The following is a 21,309-nucleotide window of genomic DNA, read 5'->3' on the forward strand; positions in this document are numbered from 1 at the left end:
ACGATTATGTAGATATGCCACAATGGTACATGGAGGAACTGGCCGTCCATGTTAAAAGCATGCGGAAATTAAGGTTTGAGACAAAGGCAAATGGGACATGGAAAGGCGGGGATCGTAACTTTGTTTTTCATTCAGGTACAGGGAAACCCTATTACCATACAACGCCGTCCCAGCAGTGGAAAAACTGGTGTGAGCGGCACAGCTTCCGTAATGTATCACTTCATGATCTCCGCCATACAAATGCAACGTATTGCTGGGCCAGGGAGCATCTATCGAGGAGATTCAACATCGATTACGACATTCCACATCTCAGGTGTCTTCAGATACCTATGCTCACATCACCAAGAAGCTTAGTCGTAAAACAACAGCACACCTCGATGTCTTCGATCCAAAAGTTCGTCCCCAATCCGTCCCCAGGAGCGAAAAAGGCGCTCGCTCCCTGTGATCCTGTGATATGGAAGCCAGGATTTCAATCACTAAAAAATAAAAAATCCCTTGATAATCAAGGGATTCAAAAGAAAAACAATAGTGCCGAGGACCGGGATCGAACCGGTACGGTAGTCACCTACCGCAGGATTTTAAGTCCTGTGCGTCTGCCAATTCCGCCACCCCGGCATAATCTTAGGAACGCTATTTTACACTTACTTGTTCTTGTCTTACAAGTATCTGAGAAGCTTACTTATTAAGAAGTGTTCTCGCTATGTAAATGTCGTTCAACCGGGCACCAACATATAATACGATAATTTCATCGGATTGTAAAGTTTTTTTTAAAAAAATAATAAAATTTCTTTTTGTATAACTTATGCACATTTGAATTACACTAATAAACGTCTTTCCAAACTACCAGAAGGGGTGTTACGAATGCGTGAAGGTATGATTCCAGCTGTTCTTGGAACGGTAGTATCGGCTTCAGGCGCTGTGTTGCTGAGCAGTAAGTACAAACTTGCAGCTACAGGCATTCTCGGTTTCGGACTGGCTCATGTTGTTCTGGGAGCGATTGATCTGATTGAGCATCGCTAGTTGTTTGGGAAGTGCCGGGCGGGATTACTCCCCCCCCGGTTTTATTTTTATCAACGTTTAGTCTGGAGTACAAACGTTTATGTAAAGTATAGAAGCTGATGTACCTAATAAAAGGAGCTGTGATGTGCTATGAGAGATAATAACTCTGAAAAGAATCGTACTGACGATCAAATTGAACATAAACAATCCCTGGACAAGCGCGAGCCAGGATTTAATCGCATTCCTGACACTGATGCAGATACACCTGCTGCTACCGATATGATTGATGAAGCCATAGGTCGCGGGATAGACAAGTTACGTAACGATTTCACAAAATAAAGCGTGGGTAATAGGACATAGGTTTAAAGTAGCCCTTAATGCATTTGTTTTGATATGTACAGCGATTTCGTAAAATCACTTAAAGATCAGCATGATCCAGCCAATGATCGAGATCCACAGCACGATGCTGATTAAGAGTCCACACATGATACCAAAAGAGAAATTACCTTCATTTTTTGGCATGGTACTGCCAAATTTCAATCTAAGCTTCATTTGATTCCAGTTCATAGAACCCCCTCCTTAAGTTCTATTTCGGAATATGAAGCTTGTTTTTGTAGACCTATAGTCATGTTTTTAAAAATAAAAAAAGGGTTTTTCGTCCTATCATCCTGATCGCGGAAACAGGATTACAGCTATACCGACCAAACAAATCAATCCACCAATGAAATCGTACAAGTCGGGTGTCTTTTTATCAATCCACCAGCCCCATGCAATGGAAAGAACAATAAAGACACCACCATATGCTGCATATACACGCCCAAAGGAGGAAAATACCTGAAAGGTAGCAATAATTCCATACACAGCTAAAATTAATCCGCCGCAAAGTCCGACATACCATGTCTTCCCTTCCCGCAGCCACTGCCAAATCAAATATCCTCCTCCAATTTCAGCGATGCCAGCCAATATAAAAAGTAAAGCTGCCTTTAGCACCATTTCACATCCCTAATTCTTTAAATTTTTTTTGATTTTTTTGGGATATCTCATTAGAGCACTCGACCTAAAATGATAATTAATGCAATCACACCAACCAGAATCAGCAGGTTGCTGACCTGACGCCATAAGCTAGGCACTCCCTCGGAGTGGAGCTTCCGCTGATTGGCATCAAAGTTCGCTTTTGCTCCTTCAGCATCTGCCGATCTAGAGAATGGTCTGTTTTCTTCATTCATAAGAGTACCTCCTTTTCAATCCACTTTAATCATACCAAACTTTTCCGTCGATTTCGCGTTGCTTTTATGTATATACTTACCACATATTTCTGATTGCATCTTCATATATGTGAAGTGTACCCCCTTATGTCAATATTTCGCTGAATATAAAGTCTGATGTCGAATCAAGGTAGAGTGGGTATTTAGACGTCTTTCATTGCAGGACGGTAGTTATGGTATAATTTAGTCAACTTGTTCAAGATCGTAACCAGTGCTCAATTGTTTACTCAACTTGCAATTAAATTCACATCCAAGAATCCACATTCCGTTTACAACCTGCATATTCTGTTTGTAAACCCAGGAGGAGGATACCGATGTCCCCAATCTTTTTAGCAAGTTTAATGATAATGGGTATATTTTTATTTCAGGCAGCCATCGTTTTCGGCATCATACATTGGATTTCGAAACGCACTCAACGTCCAGCACAAACCAAAATGTATCTCACTATGAGTTTGCTCGTTGTAATTTTAGGCTTCCTTGTATGGGACAACTGGATACACTCACAGGAATTCAATGGATGGGCCATGATTAGTCTGCTGATGATTATTATTAGTGCCTATATACAGCTTAGAAAGCAAAAAGAAAAATACTAATCCATTACCATGCATCAAAGGAGGAGCGCCATGAAATCTCACTCAACACGCTTTTGGTTACAGAGGGTGCTACTGCTAATGCTTGTTTTACTCTTCAGCGGCTCTCAGCAATCGTTCATTGTTGCCGATGCCGCCCCGCCAATTAATGTTCAGGCCTCTGCCAAAGCCAAGCAATTACTTGCCTACCTATCTAATGTACCGGATGGTATGCTAATTTCCGGGCAGCATGATTACTTAGAGGCACCGGATGAACAAAATAACAAGCTACAACAAATCAGCGGACAATACGCAGGGCTTCACGGCTATGAGTTTGGAGGATTAGCCAATCAGTCTCTTACGGCCCTACGAGAGCAACGTCAGCATGTTGTGAATAGTGCTATCCAATGGAGTCGGGGCGGCGGAATCGTAGCTGTTACCTTCCATCAGGCGCTACCGGGCAAACCCAAAACGTGGAAAAACGTACAAGCAAAAATTACTCAAGCTGAATTTAATCGTTACATCACGCCAGGTACCCCGCAATATAAACAACTGATCGCCGATCTGGATGAGGTGGCTCTGTCCCTTAAGACCTTACGAGACGCGGATGTACCTGTTTTATGGAGGCCCTATCATGAAATGAACGGCAACTGGTTTTGGTGGGGAGACAAGCAAAATTACGCCAAGTTGTGGAATTTAATGTATGATCGATTTACTCATGTCCATCATCTGGATAACCTGTTGTGGGTGTGGAGTCCCAATGCCCCAAACGCATATAGCACTCCTTATGATCTTTCCTTCCCAGGTATTAACCGGGTAGATATTCTTGCAGCTGATATCTATAACAATGATTACAAATCCTCTTACTACACCGAATTACTAAAGCTTGCGCAGGGCAAGCCTATGGGAATCGGAGAAAGTAATATTCTGCCAAGTGCGAAGGTGCTGCAGAACCAGCCAGCCTGGGCCTATGCCATGACATGGGGTAAGGAACTGTCGGCAACCAATTCACAAGCAGCAATCAGACATTTTATGAACCAAAATAATATCATTACACGAGACCTTCTTCATGAATCTCTGGACTGAAAGAAAAAAGCTTTCACTTCGCTCTAGAAGCAAAGTGAAAGCTTTTTTATACCAAAATCCAAATAAAGTTCTCTAACTATTCCTGATAACCTCTTCTAGATCAATATCGGCATATGCCTCTTCTCCAAGATGTACGGATACAATGGTGTAGATCCGCTTGGACAGTCTAGACATCAGCCGATCACCCGGTGCTACAGAGTATTCTTCCCGATAATCTCCAATTTTGTGAAAACCGCTGGACATATGGATGTACAAGTTGCCCCTACGTGTTTTACCATGCACCAACATCAAATCTCCTCCTGCTGTGTAACCAACCTAATCTCCCTGTTACATGTATATCGGTCAGAACAAGATAGGATATAAGTCCCTGGTATCCTTCTTTCGTTTCACATGTAGTGCACGTACACGAAACGGGTCTGCCAGTGATGTGACAGACCCGTTTTTGCAAACCCATTTTCGTGATTTAGGAAGAAACTATTCTTGATAGGATTCTGCTATTGCATTCGCTGCAATGATTGCATTGTACACGTCAGCAGGACTAACCGGGAACGGCATGTTGACCATTGTATCATTCGATGCACAAGCAGCTTCAGCCACTTGGCGCCATTCAGCCTCAACAAATTCCTCTACACCCAAGTCACGAAGTGTCAATGGAAGACCTACATCCTTAACCAGTTTAATCACGGTTTCCAGTTCTTCTTTCGGTGCATTTTCCAGCACTAGCTGGGTTAACAAACCAAATGTGACTTTCTCACCATGCTGTGCTTTATGAAGCGAAGGAACAGCCGTCATACCATTATGAATGGCGTGTGCTGCTGCCAATCCACCTGATTCTGCACCAACACCGCTCAGATAAATGGTAGCTTCAATCGTATCCTCCACCGCACGAGTATATACTTTACGATCCACAGCACGTTTGGCCTTCACAGCATTTTCCAGCAACGTATCATAACAAAGACGAGCAAGTCCCAGCCCTGTAGTGGAAGGCTTATTCAGAACCAGGTTATCCCCGTTGGCCTGATAGCAAGCACGAGCTTCAAAATAAGTGGCCAGTGCATCACCGATTCCAGCTGCAAAGAAACGTGCAGGCGCTGCTGCCAGAATGCCTGTATCCGCCAGTACAACGTCTGGATTAGTAGGCAGGAACAGATATTCATCAAAAGAGCCATCTTTTTTGTATATAACCGCAAGCGCGGTACAAGGAGCATCTGTAGAAGCAATCGTTGGGAAAATAACAACAGGCAGCTTTTCATAATAAGCCGTTGCCTTAGCGGTATCCAATGTTTTTCCCCCGCCAATGCCTATGATAATGTTCGAACCATGTTTACGCACCAATTCGCGGTTACGATCAATCTCTTCTTTTGTACATTCATATTGGAATTTCTCGAAGACCACTTGGTTACCAGCTGCTTCAATTGAAGCGCCTGCCTCCTTTTGGGCCCTTTCAAGTATGAACTCATCGCAGATAACAAAGGCTTTATCGCCATAATCCTTAATATAGTCATTTAACGACGAGAGCAGATTTTGTCCAGAAATAAATTTCTTGGGTGAAGTGATGGATCTTACAACGTTTGCCATGTAAATTCCTCCTCAGCTTTGACTCATACTCAAATTAATAACCATTTGGGCATGTGACCCCTTAACTATAAACCTCTTTTCACATTATTAAAAGGCTTATTATGGAATATTTTATGAACAAATTGTGTATCTATTATACTTGAACAGTCGAGCTCCATTCAGAATACAGGATACCCATCATGATACGATCATAACTGTTGCCATCACGAAGAACAGCGGAACGAACTCTACCCTCAAGCTGGAACCCCGCCTTCTCATAAGTTCGGATCGCTTGTGTATTGTACTCAATCACATCCAAGCCGACCCGATTTAAATTGAGCTCATAAAACGCATACCGAAGAATGAGACCTACAGCTTCTGCCCCAAAGCCCTTGCCACGGTACTCCGTATTACCTATACCTATTGCCAGTTGTCCGCTGCGATTATTCCACTCAATCCCGTGGATAGCAACAAATCCGATCAGGACATCATCTGCCAATATTCTTAATCGAAAATAGACCTCGTTAGATCTGGGAGATCCTTCTGACTCCATCTGTTTCAACGTGTAAGGAAGCGCTAAATCCGTATCTACATTTCGCAGATACTTCGCATCCTCACCCCATTTGAACATCACTTCGGCATCTTCTTCCCTGACTGCGGCCAGCTTTATTCGTTCTCCATAAAATAAATTTTCGATCTTAATGACCCTTCAGCTCCTATTATGAAATGTGTGCTATGTTTTCTGTCATAATTATCATGCTATCCGATGTCCGCAATATAAGCTCTCCCTTATGAATTCAATGTTTAAATTTTACAAAATAATCAAACATAACACAACCAAATCATTACAATTGTCATTGTGTGATACAAAAAAAGACCTTGCAGCTGCAAGGTCTTCGCATAACTAATATTTAAACAACATAGCAACCAGCTGATACCCAGCTCCAATCGTCCAGAACAGCACATAATCACCGCGCCGGATACGACCCGATTCAATACCTTCATGTAGAGCAATGAACGGGCTACTGGTTCCTGTGTAACCATATCGATCACCCACATAAATCATTTGGGCATCCTCTAGCTCCAAGTGATCCTGAATCTTTAATACATTTGCTAACGAGAACTGAGACAGACAATAAGCCCGTACATCCTGAGGCGATAGCCCATTCTTTTTTAAAATGCGTTCAAGCAGATCAAATGTAGGAGGCAAGGCCATATTAGCATCGAACGGAAGCCACTGAATATATTTTCCGGGGGCATTCCTTTGGAGTGTTGCCGCTAATCCCTGAGCCGGGTACAAAATTTTATCTATATTGACTGGGTCCGTAAAATACATAGAATCTATAAATCCGGTGTCTTCTTCTGTACGCTCCAAAATAACCGCACATGCAGCATCTCCATAGTTCGCATAAGTAATCTCATCCTCCGGACCGGAAATGAGTGAATTATAATCCGACCCGATAATAAGCGCTGTCCGCACGTCAGGATTAGATAACATCGACCGACTGGCTTGATCGACAGCGACTGTCATCCCTGCACAATTCGCGTTGGAATCCATCACGGCCACATCATGTCTGGCCCCAATCGCATGGTGAACAAACAAGGCATTCATCGGAAACAGTGACTCAGGAACTTGAGTGGAGAACACGATCATATCCACGTCACGGCCTGTCATACCAGCCTGTTCCAGAGCTTTTTGTGCAGCCGCAATTCCCATGGTTAAACCGTTTTCGTTCGGGTCATCAATGATATAACGCTGTCTTCTGCCCATATGCTCCATGAAACGTCGAATATCCTTGCCCCGCTCGTCAAAATGGCGAACATAGTATTCGTTATCCAACGAATGGGACGGATGGTACACACCCAGTGCTTTTATTTTGATATGGCTCATCAGGCTTCCCCCTTACACATACGTCAGCGCATTATTGTACAACAATATCTACGTTGTTTAATCCTGCTTCGCGTGCTACTCGACCAAGCTGCATTTTAATAATGGTTTGTTGAAGGCTGATACCAAAGATTACTTTGGCAAATCCGGTTTCTTTATAACGTACAAATGAGCCCTTCAATTTTTCCACTTCTCCCGGACCCAAAAGTGCCATCTGGGTACAATCTACCTTGAGTGTAAAGCTGGACGCCTGAATGGATGAGGTTTTGGCTACATAATCTTTTACAAAGCTATCATACTCCTCCTGGCTAAACACTCCATTCACCGCCATATGTACCGTTTTCATGGCTTGATCTACTTCGATAGTGTAAGGATGTTGACTCATTTTAGAAAGACTCCTTTAATTTCATTTTTTTGTCTATTAAGAGTATCGGAATAATAGGTAGAATTTTTAATATTAAATCAGATAAATCACCACTAAAATATTACAAATTTGCGAATATAAAAAACCGTCACTGCTCCTAAAGAAGCAACTGACGGCTAGAAATTTGCGTATTCTCATGTGAAATTAATTCGTAAACGTATGGCGACCGAGTGAGATGACAGCCGGGCGACTTTTACTCCATTTGGCTGTGGCAATGGCCGGGTTGTAATAAAACAAGGACCCATTGGTCGGATCAGCACCATTAAGTGCCTGTCTGGCTGCGCGGTACGCAGTCTTGTTGGGTTTCAGGCGGTATTGTCCATCCTGTACAGCGGTGAATTGGCCAGGCTGCAAAATAACGTCCGGGATCGAGCTTGGAAACTCGCCGGACTGAACACGGTTTAATACGACAGCGCCGACAGCCACTTGACCTTCAAACGATTCTCCGCGCGCCTCAGAATAAATGATACGAGCCAGTTGATCCAGCGCGGTTACGCGCACCTTACCGAAGGATTTCAGCTTGCCTTGTGTAGCCGCTCCGGCTACTCCATCAGGTGTCAGACCGTTATCCCGTTGAAAACGAGTCACCGCTTTACTGGTCAGAGAACCATAGTACCCAGTAAACCCGGCTTTGAAATAACCGAGCGAATGAAGCTGCTGTTGAAGCTCCAGCACCCGTTCGCTTTGAACCCCTTTCTTCAAAGCTGACGATTGTGCTTGTGCTTGTCCTGGTGCGGCTGAAAATACAGTACCTAACATACATGCGCAGGACAGGATTAAAATAGATAATTTTTTCATATTCCAGACAACCTCCTCTTTCATGTTCTGTCCGGTGCAACCATTCCGGCCTGTACAACTCAGGGACGTTTATCCGATGATGTTTCTTATGACATAACTTATGCCTAGCTGCAGAAATGACGCGTGGCTACATACGGAATGGGACAATCATGCTTTCACACGTCCGTTGCAGTATACCACAAGCCGCATTTACGTATCATCCGGCTCTGGTCCTAAGACTACCCAAGCAAATAAAACGCCATCCCTAAAGGAATGACGTGTATTAAAAGCAATGGAGCATGTTCTGGATACACTTGAATACGTGACTTTTTTCGCTATTTTTCGCTTTAACTTACCCGGGACCGAAGCCTGATTTCTATGAATTCAAATCACATTTCCGCGCACACATATATGGGCGTATGCATAGAGTAGCGTACGATCCTCAAATTTCGAATAACAGAAAGGCTGGAAACGACGCGTGAATTCATATATGGATTACACCTCTCCTACTGTACAATTCACCTATGATTTAAGAGACAATGTTTTGTTTCAGAAGGATGCTCAAAATTCGATCAACGAGCTGTCGATCCAGCAGCTGAATACATTGGCAAATGTATCGCTGCTGGATATTCGCCTCAGCACTGCTAATGTTGTGGAGCCTCACTATCATCAAAATGCCACAGAACTGGTCTACTGCATCTCTGGAGCCGTAACCGTGTCACTGATTAACCCCTTTACCCGCGAGTTACGGCATTTTCCGATCACACCTGGCCAAGTGGCTAACGTCCCTCAAGGATGGTGGCATTATCTGGTCGCCACGATGGATAACACTCATTTGTTGACGATTTTTGATGCCCCGACCCCTGAATTTATACTGGGATCTGACATTTTGCGCCTAACGCCAAATAACATTATGGCTCATACTTACTGCCTGGATGAGAATAAGGTTCAGGAAGCGCTCGTCCCTATTAAAAAGCCTGTCATCATCGGTCCTCCCAATGACTGCAAGCAGCAGCCCCCCCGAAAACCTGGGATACATGTGAGGCTTGCTGATACTTCACCACACTATCAAGCCGTCCCCCAAAGAGATTACGCCTATACTAACGGATATCCTGGCTTCTCTTTTAATCCCTATCAAGAATAGGCTAACTCTAGTCAGGTCCTAAGTTCGAGGGAATACCTTTTCCCTGTATGTTCGCCGTTACCATAAGACCGTCCCTCTCATAAAATGCCAATGTATAAGAGGGGGTGATGGAATGGACGCTTACTACAACTGTTTGAACTGCATGAATAAAAAGGTGCGTATTCTCACCATGGACGGAAAACAGTACGAAGGAACCATTATGGATGTGGATCGTAATAATGTGTACTTAAAAACAGAACGGAACGGACGTGTACAAACGTCTGCCTTTTACCCTGGCTACGGGTATGGGAATCAAATCTTAACATTGAGCCTGTTCACCCTGCTGGCGATTGCGTTAATTTAATCCCTGACCCATTGTCCGTTCCTGTCTATAGATGCCAATGTACCTCAAATGACAGCTGTCTCGCCCGGCACCATTTGTGTAGGGCTTGTACGCTGTTATTTGAGGTGTTTTATCATTTATTCCATCCTCTAAAACACTTAACCCCCCATCAGTTATATACCGATGGGGGGTTAAGCTACTCATTTTAAATTAAACCCATAAAGACTTCGTAATGATAACGAGCAGAATGAACAGTACCAGAATAGCTCCTGTCGATGTCCAAACTCCTGGGTAGCCTCCTACTGAACCGCCGCCACAACCTCTTTCACATTCACTCATGGTCATTGCCTCCTTCAATTCAAGGTACAACATAGCTTATGTATTGAGCTTTCCTATGGACCGGGCTTTTTGGCAATGTTATGAATGTTTTCGCTGATGGGCATTAGCCTACACCTTTCCTAGGCAGGAGCATAGGATAACACAACTAATCTTGAAGGAGTGAAGCAATTGAATTCAAATCAAATGCTCAATTACAACGTTAATCAACCTTTTCCTCACCATCCTACCTCTCATCACGTCGTGGTGCACCCTGTAGATCCATACGTCGTAGAAACATTAAAATCGGTGATCGGCAAGTACGTTGTACTTGAGACCACTCGTGGCAGAATTGATGGATGCGTAGTTGATTGTAAGCCCGACCATGTCATTTTAGATGTATATGGGAAAAAATTCTTTGTTCGAATCAGCGAAATCGTATGGATCATGCCCAACTAAACAAAACAGACATTAAAAATCCTCGCAGATCCTATTCCGGATTCGCGAGGATTGATCATGATATGATTATGCTAATCGAGCTCTCCTCCAAGTGAAGCCCGGAGTTCATCTATCGTTCCGTTGTATTCATCCAAATCCACTTGGCCTCGAATACCCGGAACACTGCCTGTGCTACTGTACTGCCAAGCCCACCAGTTATTCCAAGCTGGAACCGCGGTCGGCTTTTGCGTAGTGCTGTATCGGGCTACCCACAGTTTATACATAGAAAATGTAGGATCAAACTTGGAAGCAAAGACATTACCCGTGTATACGATCGGCTGACGTCCGGTAAGCCTCTCCATTTCATCCAAAAAGGCATGAGCCACTTCATTAATTTGTGCAGGAGTAAGACCTTTGGGGTTATTTTCATAGTCCATCACAGGGGGCAGATCCAGCCTGCCTCCTGCTGAATCTAGAGCCCTAGCAAAGTTAGCAGCTTCCTGACGAGCTCCATCCGCGGTAGTTGCGTTCAAAAAGTGGTAAGCGCCAACCAAGATGTTAGCCTCTCTGGCACCCTGTACATTTATCAAAAATTGATTATCTTGATATTTTGTGCCCTCTGTAGCTTTAATAAAAGCAAATGTTTTACCTGCCGCTGCCACTTGCTGCCAATCAATATTGCCATTATAGTGTGAGACGTCAATCCCTTGCGCGTGTCCATCGGAAGAAATCACAGGTGCAACAGGTATGGTAGGTAAAACGTTCTCGGTAGTTGATGGCTCCTCCGTTTCCTGATCCAATGCTATAACAACCTTACCATCATCTGCATTGAGTATATGAAAAGGTGTGCTGTTATTAAGATCAACCACAATACGTACCGATGCGGGAGTTGTACTAAACATGGAATATCTTACTTGGGAAACATCTGGATCTTCTGTGACTGGAAAACTTCCTTGTCCACTATTGTCAAATGATTGCGATGCTAGAAATTCCTCAGCAAACTTTGTATCCGGTATGTCTACAACAATACGGTCTGCATGAGTCAACGTAGTTACTTTGGGGGTTACTTTTCCATTAACAGCTATAGTCAATTGGTGATTAGCGAAGCTAATTTGGTTTATAGCCGTGCGCGCACTCTCTTTAGGATTACTTACAGCTGGAGTAGCAGAATGATCATGAGTGGACTCGCTATTCCCGCTTGAAGCAGGTGGAGTCGTCAGGAACACGGTTTTAAGCTCGTTGTTCCAGACCACATCAACCCCTGTCTGTTCGGATACAAAGCGAAGCGGAACATAAGTCGTCCCCTCTCTAAGCAAAGGCGCTACAGCCAATCCCATTTGATGATCATTAACAGAGGCCATGGGATTGTTGACCTGAAGACTGAGGTTAAGATTTTGCTTATGTATAGTTATGGTCCCTGTCTTGGACTCCCAATTCACGCTATAACCCAATTCCTCTACAATGAGACGGAGTGGAACCAGTATATTCCCCTTTACTTCTTGAATCTGAACACCTTTGCCAACACTTATATCTTTACCGTCTAACTGAAGATGTGAACTCGAAGAGGCAGCGTGACTCTCTCTTGGAAATGCTAGTAGAAACAGAAACAAAAAAGCAAATAAACAAATTTTCTTCATTATGTACCCTACCATTCTCTATATTTTCGCTTATGAAATTCTTGCACTCTATGATTCTCAGGACCTCCATTTTGATAGACGCGAATCATATGTAAAAAGTTACGATTGATTCAGTACATATTTCAGTTTTATCATACAAAAGTACTAAAAAACTCTACCAGCTATATAGCAAGCAGAGCTTTTTCCAGTTTTATTAATCTGGTTTACTAGCAATCTTATCACAAACGAATACTTCATGTTCATACTGTTAAAAATGTTAAACCTATAAGAATAATCGAGGTAACAGACAGTACCAGTAAGGGAAGCATTGCTTTCTCTCGCAAAGCCTTAAAGCTCACATTCAGCCCCATACCTACCATAGCCATCGTTAACATAAAGGTGGTAACTTGAGAAATTCCGTTTGTCAGACTAGATGGAACTACAATATATTTTCCAAAAACATAGCTGCCCACAACACTTGTAGCCATAAAGCCGATGAGGAACCAGGGAAACTCCACTTTAGCATCTGTACGAATTTTTCCGGTTCGTTTCATCCAAACCATTAAAACAAAGCTGAGCGGTATGAGCAAGAAAACACGCCCCAGTTTGGCTAATAAGCCCATTGCAAGAGCATCCTGTCCGGCAGGCGCTGCAGCTAAGGCCACATGTGCAATTTCATGTAAACTGACGCCCGACCAGATCCCATATTGCATATCCGTCAAAGGAAGCCAGGGTCGAAGCACGGTAAACAAAATGGCAAATATCGTACCAACCAAGGCAATGAGTCCTACTCCTATGGCTGTATCCTCATCTTTGGATTTTAACAAGGGAGAAACCGCTGCAATCGCTGCTGCACCGCAAACTCCTGTTCCAATACCAAGAAGAAGCGAAAGCGAAGCATCTGCCTTGAAACGTTTTGCCAGCCAAACCGTAAAAAAGATGGAAAATACAACGGTGCCCACATCACGCAAAAGTAAACCCAGTCCATGATGAATGACAACATCCATATTCAGCTTCAGCCCAAATAACACAATCGCTCCGCGTAGTATTTTCTTTGCTGAAAACTCAACCCCTGAGCGCACAGCTTCAGGGTATCCCCACAACTGTCGGTACAGAATAGCGAGAAACATGGCACAAGCCAATGGACCTACATAATGAAAGCCTGGCAATTCGTTCAGACCGTAGCCTGCCAAAGCAAATAACATCGTTAGGATAATGCCAAATATACGCTGGAATAATCGCCCTCTGTTCGAAAATAATTTGGTATGTTGTGTATGACTATTCATGGTGAACCCCTCCAATTCTACATACATCCAGCTTAATATGTTTTTTGTCATAAGAAAAATAAATCATTATAATTATGATAATAAGTAAATAGATATAATAAATTTGGAGGAATGGGCTTTGGACCAATCTTTAATCGTATTTGTTAGGGTCGCAGAGAAACAAAACTTCACACGAGCTGCCGAGGTATTACACATGACCCAACCTGCGGTAAGTCAGTATATTCAAATGCTGGAACGTAGCGTAGGAACCCGTCTCCTGGAGCGTAGTAATAAATATGTGCGCTTAACCAAAGCAGGTGAAATTGTGTATCATCATGCCCAGGAGATTATCCGACTCCATACACGTATGCAGTACTTGGTGGATGAGCTAATGCATACGGCAAAGGGTAACCTGTCTATTGGTGCAAGCTACACGTATGGCGAATATGTGCTGCCGCATGTGATTGCGCAAATGAGAATCCAGTATCCACTCATTCAGCCCTCCATTACCATCGGCAATACATTGGAAATTGAAAAGCTCGTGATCCATAATCAACTGGATGTGGGGATTATCGAAGGAGAATTTCAGCATGACCATCTACACATTGAATCATTTGCTGATGATCGAATGTATATCGTCGTTCCGCAAAATCATCGTTTGGCTGGTAAATCTCAAGTGGATATAAATGAGCTGCATGAGGACATCTGGATTCTGCGGGAAGAAGGCTCTGGAACCCGGGAGGCGGCTGAAAAGATGTTTGCACAGCTTCGATTTTATCCTTCTCATATGATGAATTTTGGCAGTACACAGATCATCAAAGAGTCTGTAGAAGCAGGCTTGGGGATTTCTTTGCTGTCCCAATGGGTCATTCAGAAGGAACTTGCTTTGGGAACATTAGAAGTATTGGATATTCTCAATCTCCCGTTCATTCGGAAATTTTCTTTTCTGACCCCTTCTGCAGTATTTGAGACGAAAGCATGCACCGCTTTTTTGGAGGTTTTGCGAAGTTATAATGTGAAAAGATAACGTGCATAAACAAAAAAGCACCCATAAAGGTGCTTTCAGCATTCATCATTATAATATTTTTTATGAAGAAAGATGATCCATACCATGATATAAGAAATGAGAAAAATCAGCGTAGCTTCCTTGGAACTGTTGCATATCATGAGCAGCAATACCTACAAAATTCCCTGTAAAACCACCGGATAAAAAGCTGATATCCTGCATTTCAAAAAGTCGCTTCCAAGCAGGTCTATCTCCGACTCCATAATAAAATTGCCCGTGGGATGCATGGACTTCCACAGCTAAATGTATAGGAAGATCGTCCTGAAGCGTAATCGCTTGGGGAACTAAAGTAAATGTATTGGCTTCACATCGCATCAAGCGTAGTACCTTCCCTTGTCCTTCCTCATAGCTAATATAGGCGTACAAATAATCTTCTTCATTAAGGTACAGTAGTAGCCCCGCCATCTGCAAATAGCTTGTTGGCTGGTACTCCAGTGCTGTTTCTACCCGGAAATGATGATCTGTTTGCCGAATGGCAAGCACGTGATGCTGGAACAGACTTTGTATGGATTCCCCAGCATGGATTCGAAGATAGCCCGGGCGCTGACTTAATGAACACCAGCTCTCGTTCGCTAGGATACGCAATGTGTTCCACGTTTTATCTAATAGGGCTCCCTCGAAAAAATCCTCGAAAATATTACTCTTTTGCTCTTGCTTAACCGAAATTGTCCCTTGAGGTGCAGGCACCTCCAATTGAGGCGTATGGCCCCCCGCGGTTAATCGCAGCCAGCCTTCATCATTCCAGTACACTTGCTGCAAGGCTGTTTCCCGTCCTAAAATGGCATATTTCCCCTCTACCGGACGTGTGCATAAATGAGCCATGTACCATTCGCCGTCCGGTGTTTGTACAAGACTGCCATGTCCTGCACATTGTAACGGGAAATCCTGTCGATCACGTGATGTAAGCATCGGGTTGTGCGGGTCTACTTCATATGGTCCGGTTATTTGCTTCGAGCGTGCTACGGTAACGGCATGCCCCGTACCCGTTCCGCCTTCCGCTGTAACAAGATAATAATATCCGTTTTGCTTGTAGATATGAGGCGCTTCTGTTTTCTTCAAAGGAGTACAATCAAAGATTTTAACAGGCTCCCCAATGAGCTGTTGTTGCTTGCTATCATACTCCTGCATGACGATACCGGAAGATTTATTGCTTTCCAACATGCGATAATCCCACAATGCGTTCAACAGCCATTTGCGTTCGTCATCATCATGAAATAAAGACGGATCAAATCCGCTACTATTCAGATAAACGGGTTCCGACCACGGTCCTTGGATCGTAGGCGCCGTCATCACAAAATTATGAACATCCTTGAACGGACGTTTGGTGCTTTTCACATCCGTATAGAGCAGATAAAAAAGGTTATCCGCATAACTAAGCTGTGGTGCCCAAATACTGCAATTTTTAGGATTACCTCTTAAGTCAACCTGATCGGTCAAAATATCTGTGCAGTGCTCCCAATGGGCCAAATCTTTGGACTGGTACACCCGTACTCCAGGCAGCCACTCAAACGATGACACCACAATATAGTAAGTATCCAGGGCTCGTGTAATACACGGATCGGGATTAAAGCCTTTTAATATGGGATTTTGGATCATCATGAGACCTCACTTCTCCTTACTTCCAAAATGTGACTTCAGCAAAAACCTGTTCCTTGCTCCATGCTTCTGTTCCCGCCTCAAAACAATCCGCCCACGGAACACGCTGCTTACGTAACGTAGCAACTTCATCGGGTCCGTTATATTCCTGATAACAGACGGTTTTCTCGTTCGCAACATTGTTCCAATTGTCCCAGCCACGTGGGTCAATATGATCGCCCATTTTACAATCGACAAATACGGTTTTGGCATATTCCCGCCACGGACGGCCCAAAAAAACCGGGGTAATATCAGGCTCTGCAGTTAGGTAGCATTGGTTGAATACATAGCCATACGCTTGTCCTTGCGGCGTAGAGGCGGCTGTGACGTAGCTCGTTTGGTTCTCATGATGGCGTAAACTGCGAATTTCGCAATCTTCAAAATAAGCGGTAGCCCCACCAAAAATAAAGTCCACCGTACCCTCTATATAACAATGCTGATAGAGCTGCCGATAGTGTCTATGGTGCTCCTTCAAATGGATTCCACCAAACTGGAGTCGTTCTTTCGGTGCAGGAGGTAGAGGGCCTGTAAATAAAGTATCCTGGTGCCCTTTAAAGGTACAGTTTCTAAAGACCGTTTCATCGCAATGAGCGTATACCGCAACGGCCTGCCCAATGGCTTCTCCCTGTCCTGCCGTGTTGGAAATCGTGAGATTTTCCAAGATCAGATGGCTACCGCCTAAAAATAAAGTGGGTGTCGCAAAGGTCCCTATTTCCTCACCCGCTTCATTCCGCTCCTTGGCATACCGATTCATTCGAATCTCTACCTGCCCGATGCCTATAATATGAAGATACGAACGGTAAATTCGCACCTCTTCCTCATAAATACCTGATAAAATAGTTAACGTTTCCATTTCATTGGAAGCCGACTGCTCCAATACAGCAATTGCCTCCTGAATCGTATGGAAATCACAAAAGGATTCTTTTCCAACTAGCATGATTACCCCGATCCTTTCATTTGATTTACAGGTGCTTGGCTAAAAATGTCTGCCACGCCGTGCGCATTTGCAGCGTCTCCATATGTCCACCGCCTGCAATCACAGGCTGCCAATGCTCTGGGTGACCTGCCTGCTGGTAAGCTTCCAGCAACCCTTTTGCCAAATGCTCGACTCCTTCAATAGGACACATCCGGTCATTTTGACCTGTTATACTCATCCGTGGACGAGGTACGATCCGCTTTTGAATATCAAGGGTGGTAAAATGCTTCAGCAAGCCGGGGACATAGGAATAAAAGCCATGATGGTCCAATCCCCGTTTAGCGATTAGCGTATGGGCATCTACCTGTCCACAAATATCAACCGTAACCTGTATCCGTTCATCTAACGCAGCCATCCACCATGCCATGAGTCCGCCCATCGACATACCGATTGTTGCGATACGGGAAGCATCAATGTCTTCACGCTGGCACATATAATCCACCAAGCGACGGTTATCATACAGCATCATGCCCCACAGCACTTGGCCCTGCCAGAGCATTTCCTTTACCAGCTCGCTTTCGGTTTTGCCCCCACGTTCATTGAAGCCCCACATGTCAATGCAGCATACGCAGTACCCCATGTCTGTCAGGGTTGTAGCAAACGAGGGCTGCTGCAAGTAAGAGCTGCTATGGAGCAGTTCCTTACGTCCATTCGTATAGTTGCCCCCATGCGAATGGTTAAAAACGACCATTGGAAACGGACCGTTCCCTTGCAAGGGTGTAGCTACATAAGCGGGTACAGATTCGATCCCGTTCAAGTCCAGCAGGAGACACTCCAGTCGGTACCCCTCACGCTCTTCTTCATTCAACAGAGTTGCCGTTATAGGGCGATCTGCCGGAAGGTCTCCCAACAATGCTTGTAATTTATCCACGTTGTACCTCCTTTCATGTCCTCCTAATTCATCCTATTTTGTTCAGAAGGTTGTATCGTTACTTGTTCTATCAGCTTTTCGGGCTCAGCTGTATTCTTCGAATGGCAACGATTGATTTCAACGTCTTCCCCATTCTCAATATAAAAGGCAGGACCTTGATGATTTTCAATCGTCACCTGTTGAAAACGAATATCCCTCACGTTACCTAGATAAAAACCACGGTTATTCATATCTTCGATCCCTGTCATCATGGCCGGACGACCGGGAATTGCATTTTTAGCCATAGAAATATCAATATTGGAGAATGTAATTTCAGCAATATATTGTTCTGCTAGTCCGTATAAGAATCCAGCAGCCGCATGAACCTGTCGTGCCGTAATATCGGAAAAATGAATTCGTCTAAAGCACGGGGTTTCATCGGTAATCGGATAGGGATTTTTGTCCCACACATATTTGTCTTTGCCCCGAGGGCCGCAGAAATAATACAGGTTCAGAATAAATGGACAAATGACCTCCTCCATCACAATGTTGCTGACGCGGATATCCTCGATGATTCCGCCACGTCCCCGTCTGGATTTCAGACGTATACCCCGATCTGTTTGCTTGAACACACAATTGCTGATCGTAACATTACGAATATCACCACTCATTTCGCTCCCCAGTACAACTGCGCCATGTCCATGCACCATCGTACAGTTGGTAATCGTAATATTTTCACATGGAATTCGCTCTTGTGTATCTTCGGTCCCCGCTTTGATCGCAATACAATCATCGCCCACATCTATATTGCAGTTGCTAATACGAACATTGGAACAGGATTCAGGATTAATGCCATCCGTATTGGGGGAGTCCGCCGGGTTAAGAATGGACAAATTATCAATCGTAACGTTATAGCAAGCGATGGGGTTCACAGTCCAACTGGGGGAATTTTTTAACATAACATCTTTAATGGTAACCCGCTGACAACGGTCAAAGCTGATTAATTTGGGTCTCGGATACTGTAACTCCTCTGGATGATTTCGGTGCTTTTCCCACCACGGCTGACCATTTCCATCCAGCGTTCCGCTACCTGTAACTGAAATATTCTCAAGATTCTGTCCATAAATGCATGACGCATGCACTTCCCGCTGAACGCCTTCCCATCTGGATTCCACTACAGGGTAATCAGCCAGATCCGTACTGAAGGACAGAGTTGCGCCAGGGCTTACATGCAGCTCAATGTTACTTTTCAGAAAGATAGCACCTGTCAGATACGTCCCAGACGGAACAACAACGGTTCCTCCTCCAGCATTGCTGGCCGCTTCAATGGCAGCCGCAATCGCTCCCGTAGCCAGCGTCGTGCCATCCTGAACTGCTCCATAATCTACAATGTTATACAATTGCATTTCGTTCTCTCCTGTCTTTTTTTTGTGAATACGAAAATGATTTATAGACTGGGCTTGAAAATACACTGGAAAACGGAATAGGCGGAATGGTGCTGGACAAGTGTCAGCGATGGTAAGCACCTTCCGCCTGCGTAGTGGCAATTCATGTACACTCATGCTCAACCTATATCTTTATTTTTTCGTTTTCTTATACGCTTCCTCATACTCAGCAGTAATCCGTGATCCACCGGAGTTTTTCCAGTTTTCTACGGCTGCTTTAAATCCGGCTTCGTCAAGCTCACCCATAATAAATTTGAAGGAGGCGTCGGTAATGATTTTCTCCAGCTCTGTTCCTTGCTCATTAGCGGTGACTGAATCCAGTGGCACGGTCGGGTCCAGAACAGCAAATTCATTATTTTCTCGGACTAATTCATTAGCCAGTTCCTTTTCTGGATTGGCATCTTTTAAGTTATAAGTCACTTCACTTGGTCTGGAGCTTGAAAATGGCTGAACATCTGCTTGCCACAAATCTGTATTCGTAATTTTGAAGGCTCCATCTTTTTCGATTTTATAATGAGTGCCTTCAATACCACCGGTCATATACATATATACATCTTTGTCAATTAAATCATCTACAAATTGCAGCAGTCTCTTCAACTCAGCTTCTGTTTTTACTTCGGATTTCGGAAATGCCAGCAAACCTCCTACCCCGCTTCCCTCAGACCATACGTGGTATTTGCCATCTCCATTCGAAATCTTGTTAACTGGTACCAGCTTCAGCCCCTTTTGCAGGCCTTGGGACAAGGTTCTGAGGTTAGAGATATCGATCATGCCTGTATAAATACCTGCTTTACCTTGTGCAAATTGTTGCTGCTGGTCCGTTTTAGCGGTTACAGCAAAGTCTTTAGAGAGATATCCGTTTTTGTATAACTTATTCGAATACTTTAAGGTCTCCAAATATTGGGGAGTATCAAATTCCGGCGTAAACTTTCCGCTTTCATCTACTTTCCAGCCATTAGGTGTGCCAAAGTAGGAACTTAAAGTTTTGAAGCTGCTGTAGCGTAGATCCGATCTGTCAACAAATCCAGTCGTATCCTTTTTTCCATTCCCATCCGGATCATCTTCTGTAAACGCTCTCGCAACTTCATACAACTCATCCAGTGTCGTCGGCACCTTCAATCCTAAGCGATCCAGCCAATCCTGACGAATGACCAGACCTGCCCGAGCCAGATTCTTCTGGAACGGAACGCCATACAGTACCCCTTCAATGGATGCGGCTTCTCGCACTTCAGGCGGGATCTTCTTCAAATTTTCATAATCATCCAAATACTTTCCTACATCCCAGAATAGTCCTGATTTCAATGAACTACGCACTGAAGAGTTAGTCATCATCGTCAGCGTCACCATATCAGCCAGTTCACCAGAAGCCAGTGCGGTGGTAATTCTCTCTTCTTTGGAAGCATCCGGCACCCAGTTGAACGTGATTTTAGAATTGGTGTATTCTTCAATTTTGCTTTTGATCGTTTCTGTAGGCGGAGAAGCTGTATGCAATACGTTTAACCAGGTAAATTCCAGTTTGGATTTCGGATCATAGGTTTGGCCGCTTTGATCCTCTCCCCCCTTATCACCACAAGCTGCTAAAAAAACACTCATGACCATTAGTACAGCAAGAAGGCCTGATACTCCCTTTTTCGTCGTGATTCCCTTTTTCATCGTGTTTGCTCCTTTTCTG

25 protein-coding genes and 1 tRNA gene are annotated in these 21,309 nt (G+C 44.0%); 8 read left to right on the top strand and 18 right to left on the bottom strand.

The annotated features are described in order from the left end of the window. Positions 1-529 precede the first annotated feature (529 nt). A tRNA-Leu gene (locus tag ACWA2B_RS17650) sits at positions 530-615 on the bottom strand. A 246-nt stretch (positions 616-861) separates the two neighbouring features. On the opposite strand from ACWA2B_RS17650, the gene ACWA2B_RS17655 reads away from it, so the two are divergent. Together ACWA2B_RS17655 and ACWA2B_RS17660 are read left to right on the top strand one after the other, a co-directional pair. Next, positions 862-1,020, top strand: coding sequence for a hypothetical protein (locus ACWA2B_RS17655; RefSeq protein ID WP_013311032.1), 159 nt, complete (start codon positions 862-864; stop codon positions 1,018-1,020). Between the two features lie 129 nt (positions 1,021-1,149). Continuing rightward, on the top strand, positions 1,150-1,338 hold the full coding sequence (locus ACWA2B_RS17660) for a hypothetical protein (RefSeq protein ID WP_023989396.1): 189 nt from the start codon (positions 1,150-1,152) through the stop codon (positions 1,336-1,338). A 75-nt stretch (positions 1,339-1,413) separates the two neighbouring features. Here the strand turns inward: ACWA2B_RS17660 and ACWA2B_RS17665 are convergent, their stop codons facing one another. From ACWA2B_RS17665 to ACWA2B_RS17675, 3 genes are all read right to left on the bottom strand, one after another. Then, positions 1,414-1,566, bottom strand: a complete 153-nt coding sequence (locus ACWA2B_RS17665) for a hypothetical protein (protein WP_165149143.1) — start codon at positions 1,564-1,566, stop codon at positions 1,414-1,416. Positions 1,567-1,662: 96 nt separating this feature from the next. Further along, on the bottom strand, positions 1,663-1,989 hold the full coding sequence (locus ACWA2B_RS17670; protein WP_029517707.1) for a YnfA family protein: 327 nt from the start codon (positions 1,987-1,989) through the stop codon (positions 1,663-1,665). A gap of 53 nt (positions 1,990-2,042) precedes the next feature. Beyond that, positions 2,043-2,225, bottom strand: coding sequence for a hypothetical protein (locus tag ACWA2B_RS17675; RefSeq protein WP_029517708.1), 183 nt, complete (start codon positions 2,223-2,225; stop codon positions 2,043-2,045). A gap of 353 nt (positions 2,226-2,578) precedes the next feature. Here ACWA2B_RS17675 and ACWA2B_RS17680 point away from each other — a divergent pair, with 353 nt between their 5' ends. Then, complete coding sequence (locus ACWA2B_RS17680) at positions 2,579-2,857, top strand: hypothetical protein (RefSeq protein ID WP_449292473.1); 279 nt, start codon at positions 2,579-2,581, stop codon at positions 2,855-2,857. A 30-nt stretch (positions 2,858-2,887) separates the two neighbouring features. Continuing rightward, positions 2,888-3,919 carry a glycosyl hydrolase gene (locus ACWA2B_RS17685; protein WP_029517710.1) on the top strand — a complete coding sequence of 344 codons (1,032 nt, stop codon included), beginning with the start codon at positions 2,888-2,890 and terminating at the stop codon, positions 3,917-3,919. A 72-nt stretch (positions 3,920-3,991) separates the two neighbouring features. Here the strand turns inward: ACWA2B_RS17685 and ACWA2B_RS17690 are convergent, their stop codons facing one another. The 6 genes from ACWA2B_RS17690 to ACWA2B_RS17715 all read right to left on the bottom strand — a co-directional run bounded on the left by ACWA2B_RS17690 (position 3,992) and on the right by ACWA2B_RS17715 (position 8,586). Further along, positions 3,992-4,207: a hypothetical protein gene (locus tag ACWA2B_RS17690; RefSeq protein ID WP_013311038.1), complete on the bottom strand. Its 216-nt coding sequence runs from the start codon at positions 4,205-4,207 to the stop codon at positions 3,992-3,994. A 186-nt stretch (positions 4,208-4,393) separates the two neighbouring features. Beyond that, on the bottom strand, positions 4,394-5,497 hold the full coding sequence (locus ACWA2B_RS17695; protein ID WP_029517711.1) for a glycerol dehydrogenase: 1,104 nt from the start codon (positions 5,495-5,497) through the stop codon (positions 4,394-4,396). A gap of 133 nt (positions 5,498-5,630) precedes the next feature. Further along, a complete protein-coding gene (locus ACWA2B_RS17700) occupies positions 5,631-6,179 on the bottom strand; it encodes a GNAT family N-acetyltransferase (protein ID WP_449292495.1) in 549 nt (182 codons plus the stop codon). 201 nt (positions 6,180-6,380) lie between these two features. Next, positions 6,381-7,367 carry a ketoacyl-ACP synthase III gene (locus ACWA2B_RS17705; RefSeq protein WP_449292474.1) on the bottom strand — a complete coding sequence of 329 codons (987 nt, stop codon included), beginning with the start codon at positions 7,365-7,367 and terminating at the stop codon, positions 6,381-6,383. A gap of 31 nt (positions 7,368-7,398) precedes the next feature. Continuing rightward, the gene (locus ACWA2B_RS17710; RefSeq protein WP_029517714.1) at positions 7,399-7,749 is read right to left on the bottom strand and encodes a hypothetical protein; all 351 of its coding nucleotides are present in this window, start codon (positions 7,747-7,749) and stop codon (positions 7,399-7,401) included. Between the two features lie 183 nt (positions 7,750-7,932). Next, positions 7,933-8,586, bottom strand: a complete 654-nt coding sequence (locus ACWA2B_RS17715; RefSeq protein ID WP_449292475.1) for a cell wall hydrolase — start codon at positions 8,584-8,586, stop codon at positions 7,933-7,935. Between the two features lie 457 nt (positions 8,587-9,043). Here ACWA2B_RS17715 and ACWA2B_RS17720 point away from each other — a divergent pair, with 457 nt between their 5' ends. Next, on the top strand, positions 9,044-9,709 hold the full coding sequence (locus ACWA2B_RS17720; RefSeq protein WP_165149139.1) for a cupin domain-containing protein: 666 nt from the start codon (positions 9,044-9,046) through the stop codon (positions 9,707-9,709). 112 nt (positions 9,710-9,821) lie between these two features. Next, a complete protein-coding gene (locus tag ACWA2B_RS17725) occupies positions 9,822-10,052 on the top strand; it encodes an LSm family protein (RefSeq protein ID WP_029517718.1) in 231 nt (76 codons plus the stop codon). 189 nt (positions 10,053-10,241) lie between these two features. On the opposite strand, the gene ACWA2B_RS17730 is transcribed toward ACWA2B_RS17725, so the two are convergent. Next, a complete protein-coding gene (locus ACWA2B_RS17730) occupies positions 10,242-10,370 on the bottom strand; it encodes a hypothetical protein (RefSeq protein ID WP_013371969.1) in 129 nt (42 codons plus the stop codon). Positions 10,371-10,538: 168 nt separating this feature from the next. Between ACWA2B_RS17730 and ACWA2B_RS17735 the strand changes: the two genes are divergently transcribed. Further along, positions 10,539-10,805: a DUF2642 domain-containing protein gene (locus tag ACWA2B_RS17735; RefSeq protein WP_025719729.1), complete on the top strand. Its 267-nt coding sequence runs from the start codon at positions 10,539-10,541 to the stop codon at positions 10,803-10,805. Between the two features lie 71 nt (positions 10,806-10,876). Here ACWA2B_RS17735 and ACWA2B_RS17740 read toward each other — a convergent pair whose 3' ends face one another. Further along, positions 10,877-12,421 carry a GH25 family lysozyme gene (locus ACWA2B_RS17740; RefSeq protein ID WP_029517719.1) on the bottom strand — a complete coding sequence of 515 codons (1,545 nt, stop codon included), beginning with the start codon at positions 12,419-12,421 and terminating at the stop codon, positions 10,877-10,879. A gap of 239 nt (positions 12,422-12,660) precedes the next feature. After that, entirely contained in the window at positions 12,661-13,686 is a 1,026-nt protein-coding gene (locus tag ACWA2B_RS17745) for a YeiH family protein (protein ID WP_069010298.1), read from the bottom strand. A gap of 118 nt (positions 13,687-13,804) precedes the next feature. Here ACWA2B_RS17745 and ACWA2B_RS17750 point away from each other — a divergent pair, with 118 nt between their 5' ends. Beyond that, positions 13,805-14,692 carry a LysR family transcriptional regulator gene (locus tag ACWA2B_RS17750; protein WP_029517721.1) on the top strand — a complete coding sequence of 296 codons (888 nt, stop codon included), beginning with the start codon at positions 13,805-13,807 and terminating at the stop codon, positions 14,690-14,692. 60 nt (positions 14,693-14,752) lie between these two features. Here the strand turns inward: ACWA2B_RS17750 and ACWA2B_RS17755 are convergent, their stop codons facing one another. The 5 genes from ACWA2B_RS17755 to ACWA2B_RS17775 all read right to left on the bottom strand — a co-directional run bounded on the left by ACWA2B_RS17755 (position 14,753) and on the right by ACWA2B_RS17775 (position 21,290). After that, the gene (locus ACWA2B_RS17755; RefSeq protein WP_340932632.1) at positions 14,753-16,330 is read right to left on the bottom strand and encodes a glycoside hydrolase family 43 protein; all 1,578 of its coding nucleotides are present in this window, start codon (positions 16,328-16,330) and stop codon (positions 14,753-14,755) included. A gap of 16 nt (positions 16,331-16,346) precedes the next feature. After that, complete coding sequence (locus ACWA2B_RS17760; RefSeq protein WP_029517723.1) at positions 16,347-17,303, bottom strand: pectinesterase family protein; 957 nt, start codon at positions 17,301-17,303, stop codon at positions 16,347-16,349. A gap of 25 nt (positions 17,304-17,328) precedes the next feature. Beyond that, a complete protein-coding gene (locus ACWA2B_RS17765) occupies positions 17,329-18,213 on the bottom strand; it encodes a dienelactone hydrolase family protein (RefSeq protein WP_029517724.1) in 885 nt (294 codons plus the stop codon). Positions 18,214-18,236: 23 nt separating this feature from the next. Then, positions 18,237-19,598 (bottom strand): glycoside hydrolase family 28 protein, encoded by a 1,362-nt coding sequence (locus ACWA2B_RS17770; RefSeq protein ID WP_449292476.1) that lies wholly within the window; start codon positions 19,596-19,598, stop codon positions 18,237-18,239. 171 nt (positions 19,599-19,769) lie between these two features. Further along, a complete protein-coding gene (locus tag ACWA2B_RS17775; RefSeq protein WP_029517726.1) occupies positions 19,770-21,290 on the bottom strand; it encodes an extracellular solute-binding protein in 1,521 nt (506 codons plus the stop codon). Positions 21,291-21,309: the final 19 nt, after the last annotated feature.

This window comes from Paenibacillus sp. CMM36 (assembly GCF_053570945.1).

Excerpts from the sequence above, each read along its gene's own strand:
- ACWA2B_RS17680 (WP_449292473.1), top strand. The coding sequence starts at position 2,579 with ATGTCCCCAATCTTTTTAGCAAGTTTAATGATAATGGGTATATTTTTA.
- ACWA2B_RS17775 (WP_029517726.1), bottom strand. The coding sequence starts at position 21,290 with ATGAAAAAGGGAATCACGACGAAAAAGGGAGTATCAGGCCTTCTTGCT.
- ACWA2B_RS17745 (WP_069010298.1), bottom strand. The coding sequence starts at position 13,686 with ATGAATAGTCATACACAACATACCAAATTATTTTCGAACAGAGGGCGA.
- ACWA2B_RS17740 (WP_029517719.1), bottom strand. The coding sequence starts at position 12,421 with ATGAAGAAAATTTGTTTATTTGCTTTTTTGTTTCTGTTTCTACTAGCA.
- ACWA2B_RS17730 (WP_013371969.1), bottom strand. The coding sequence starts at position 10,370 with ATGAGTGAATGTGAAAGAGGTTGTGGCGGCGGTTCAGTAGGAGGCTAC.
- ACWA2B_RS17690 (WP_013311038.1), bottom strand. The coding sequence starts at position 4,207 with ATGTTGGTGCATGGTAAAACACGTAGGGGCAACTTGTACATCCATATG.
- ACWA2B_RS17715 (WP_449292475.1), bottom strand. The coding sequence starts at position 8,586 with ATGAAAAAATTATCTATTTTAATCCTGTCCTGCGCATGTATGTTAGGT.
- ACWA2B_RS17665 (WP_165149143.1), bottom strand. The coding sequence starts at position 1,566 with ATGAACTGGAATCAAATGAAGCTTAGATTGAAATTTGGCAGTACCATG.
- ACWA2B_RS17770 (WP_449292476.1), bottom strand. The coding sequence starts at position 19,598 with ATGCAATTGTATAACATTGTAGATTATGGAGCAGTTCAGGATGGCACG.
- ACWA2B_RS17755 (WP_340932632.1), bottom strand. The coding sequence starts at position 16,330 with ATGATGATCCAAAATCCCATATTAAAAGGCTTTAATCCCGATCCGTGT.
- ACWA2B_RS17655 (WP_013311032.1), top strand. The coding sequence starts at position 862 with ATGCGTGAAGGTATGATTCCAGCTGTTCTTGGAACGGTAGTATCGGCT.
- ACWA2B_RS17660 (WP_023989396.1), top strand. The coding sequence starts at position 1,150 with ATGAGAGATAATAACTCTGAAAAGAATCGTACTGACGATCAAATTGAA.
- ACWA2B_RS17710 (WP_029517714.1), bottom strand. The coding sequence starts at position 7,749 with ATGAGTCAACATCCTTACACTATCGAAGTAGATCAAGCCATGAAAACG.
- ACWA2B_RS17695 (WP_029517711.1), bottom strand. The coding sequence starts at position 5,497 with ATGGCAAACGTTGTAAGATCCATCACTTCACCCAAGAAATTTATTTCT.
- ACWA2B_RS17760 (WP_029517723.1), bottom strand. The coding sequence starts at position 17,303 with ATGCTAGTTGGAAAAGAATCCTTTTGTGATTTCCATACGATTCAGGAG.
- ACWA2B_RS17725 (WP_029517718.1), top strand. The coding sequence starts at position 9,822 with ATGGACGCTTACTACAACTGTTTGAACTGCATGAATAAAAAGGTGCGT.
- ACWA2B_RS17685 (WP_029517710.1), top strand. The coding sequence starts at position 2,888 with ATGAAATCTCACTCAACACGCTTTTGGTTACAGAGGGTGCTACTGCTA.
- ACWA2B_RS17675 (WP_029517708.1), bottom strand. The coding sequence starts at position 2,225 with ATGAATGAAGAAAACAGACCATTCTCTAGATCGGCAGATGCTGAAGGA.
- ACWA2B_RS17705 (WP_449292474.1), bottom strand. The coding sequence starts at position 7,367 with ATGAGCCATATCAAAATAAAAGCACTGGGTGTGTACCATCCGTCCCAT.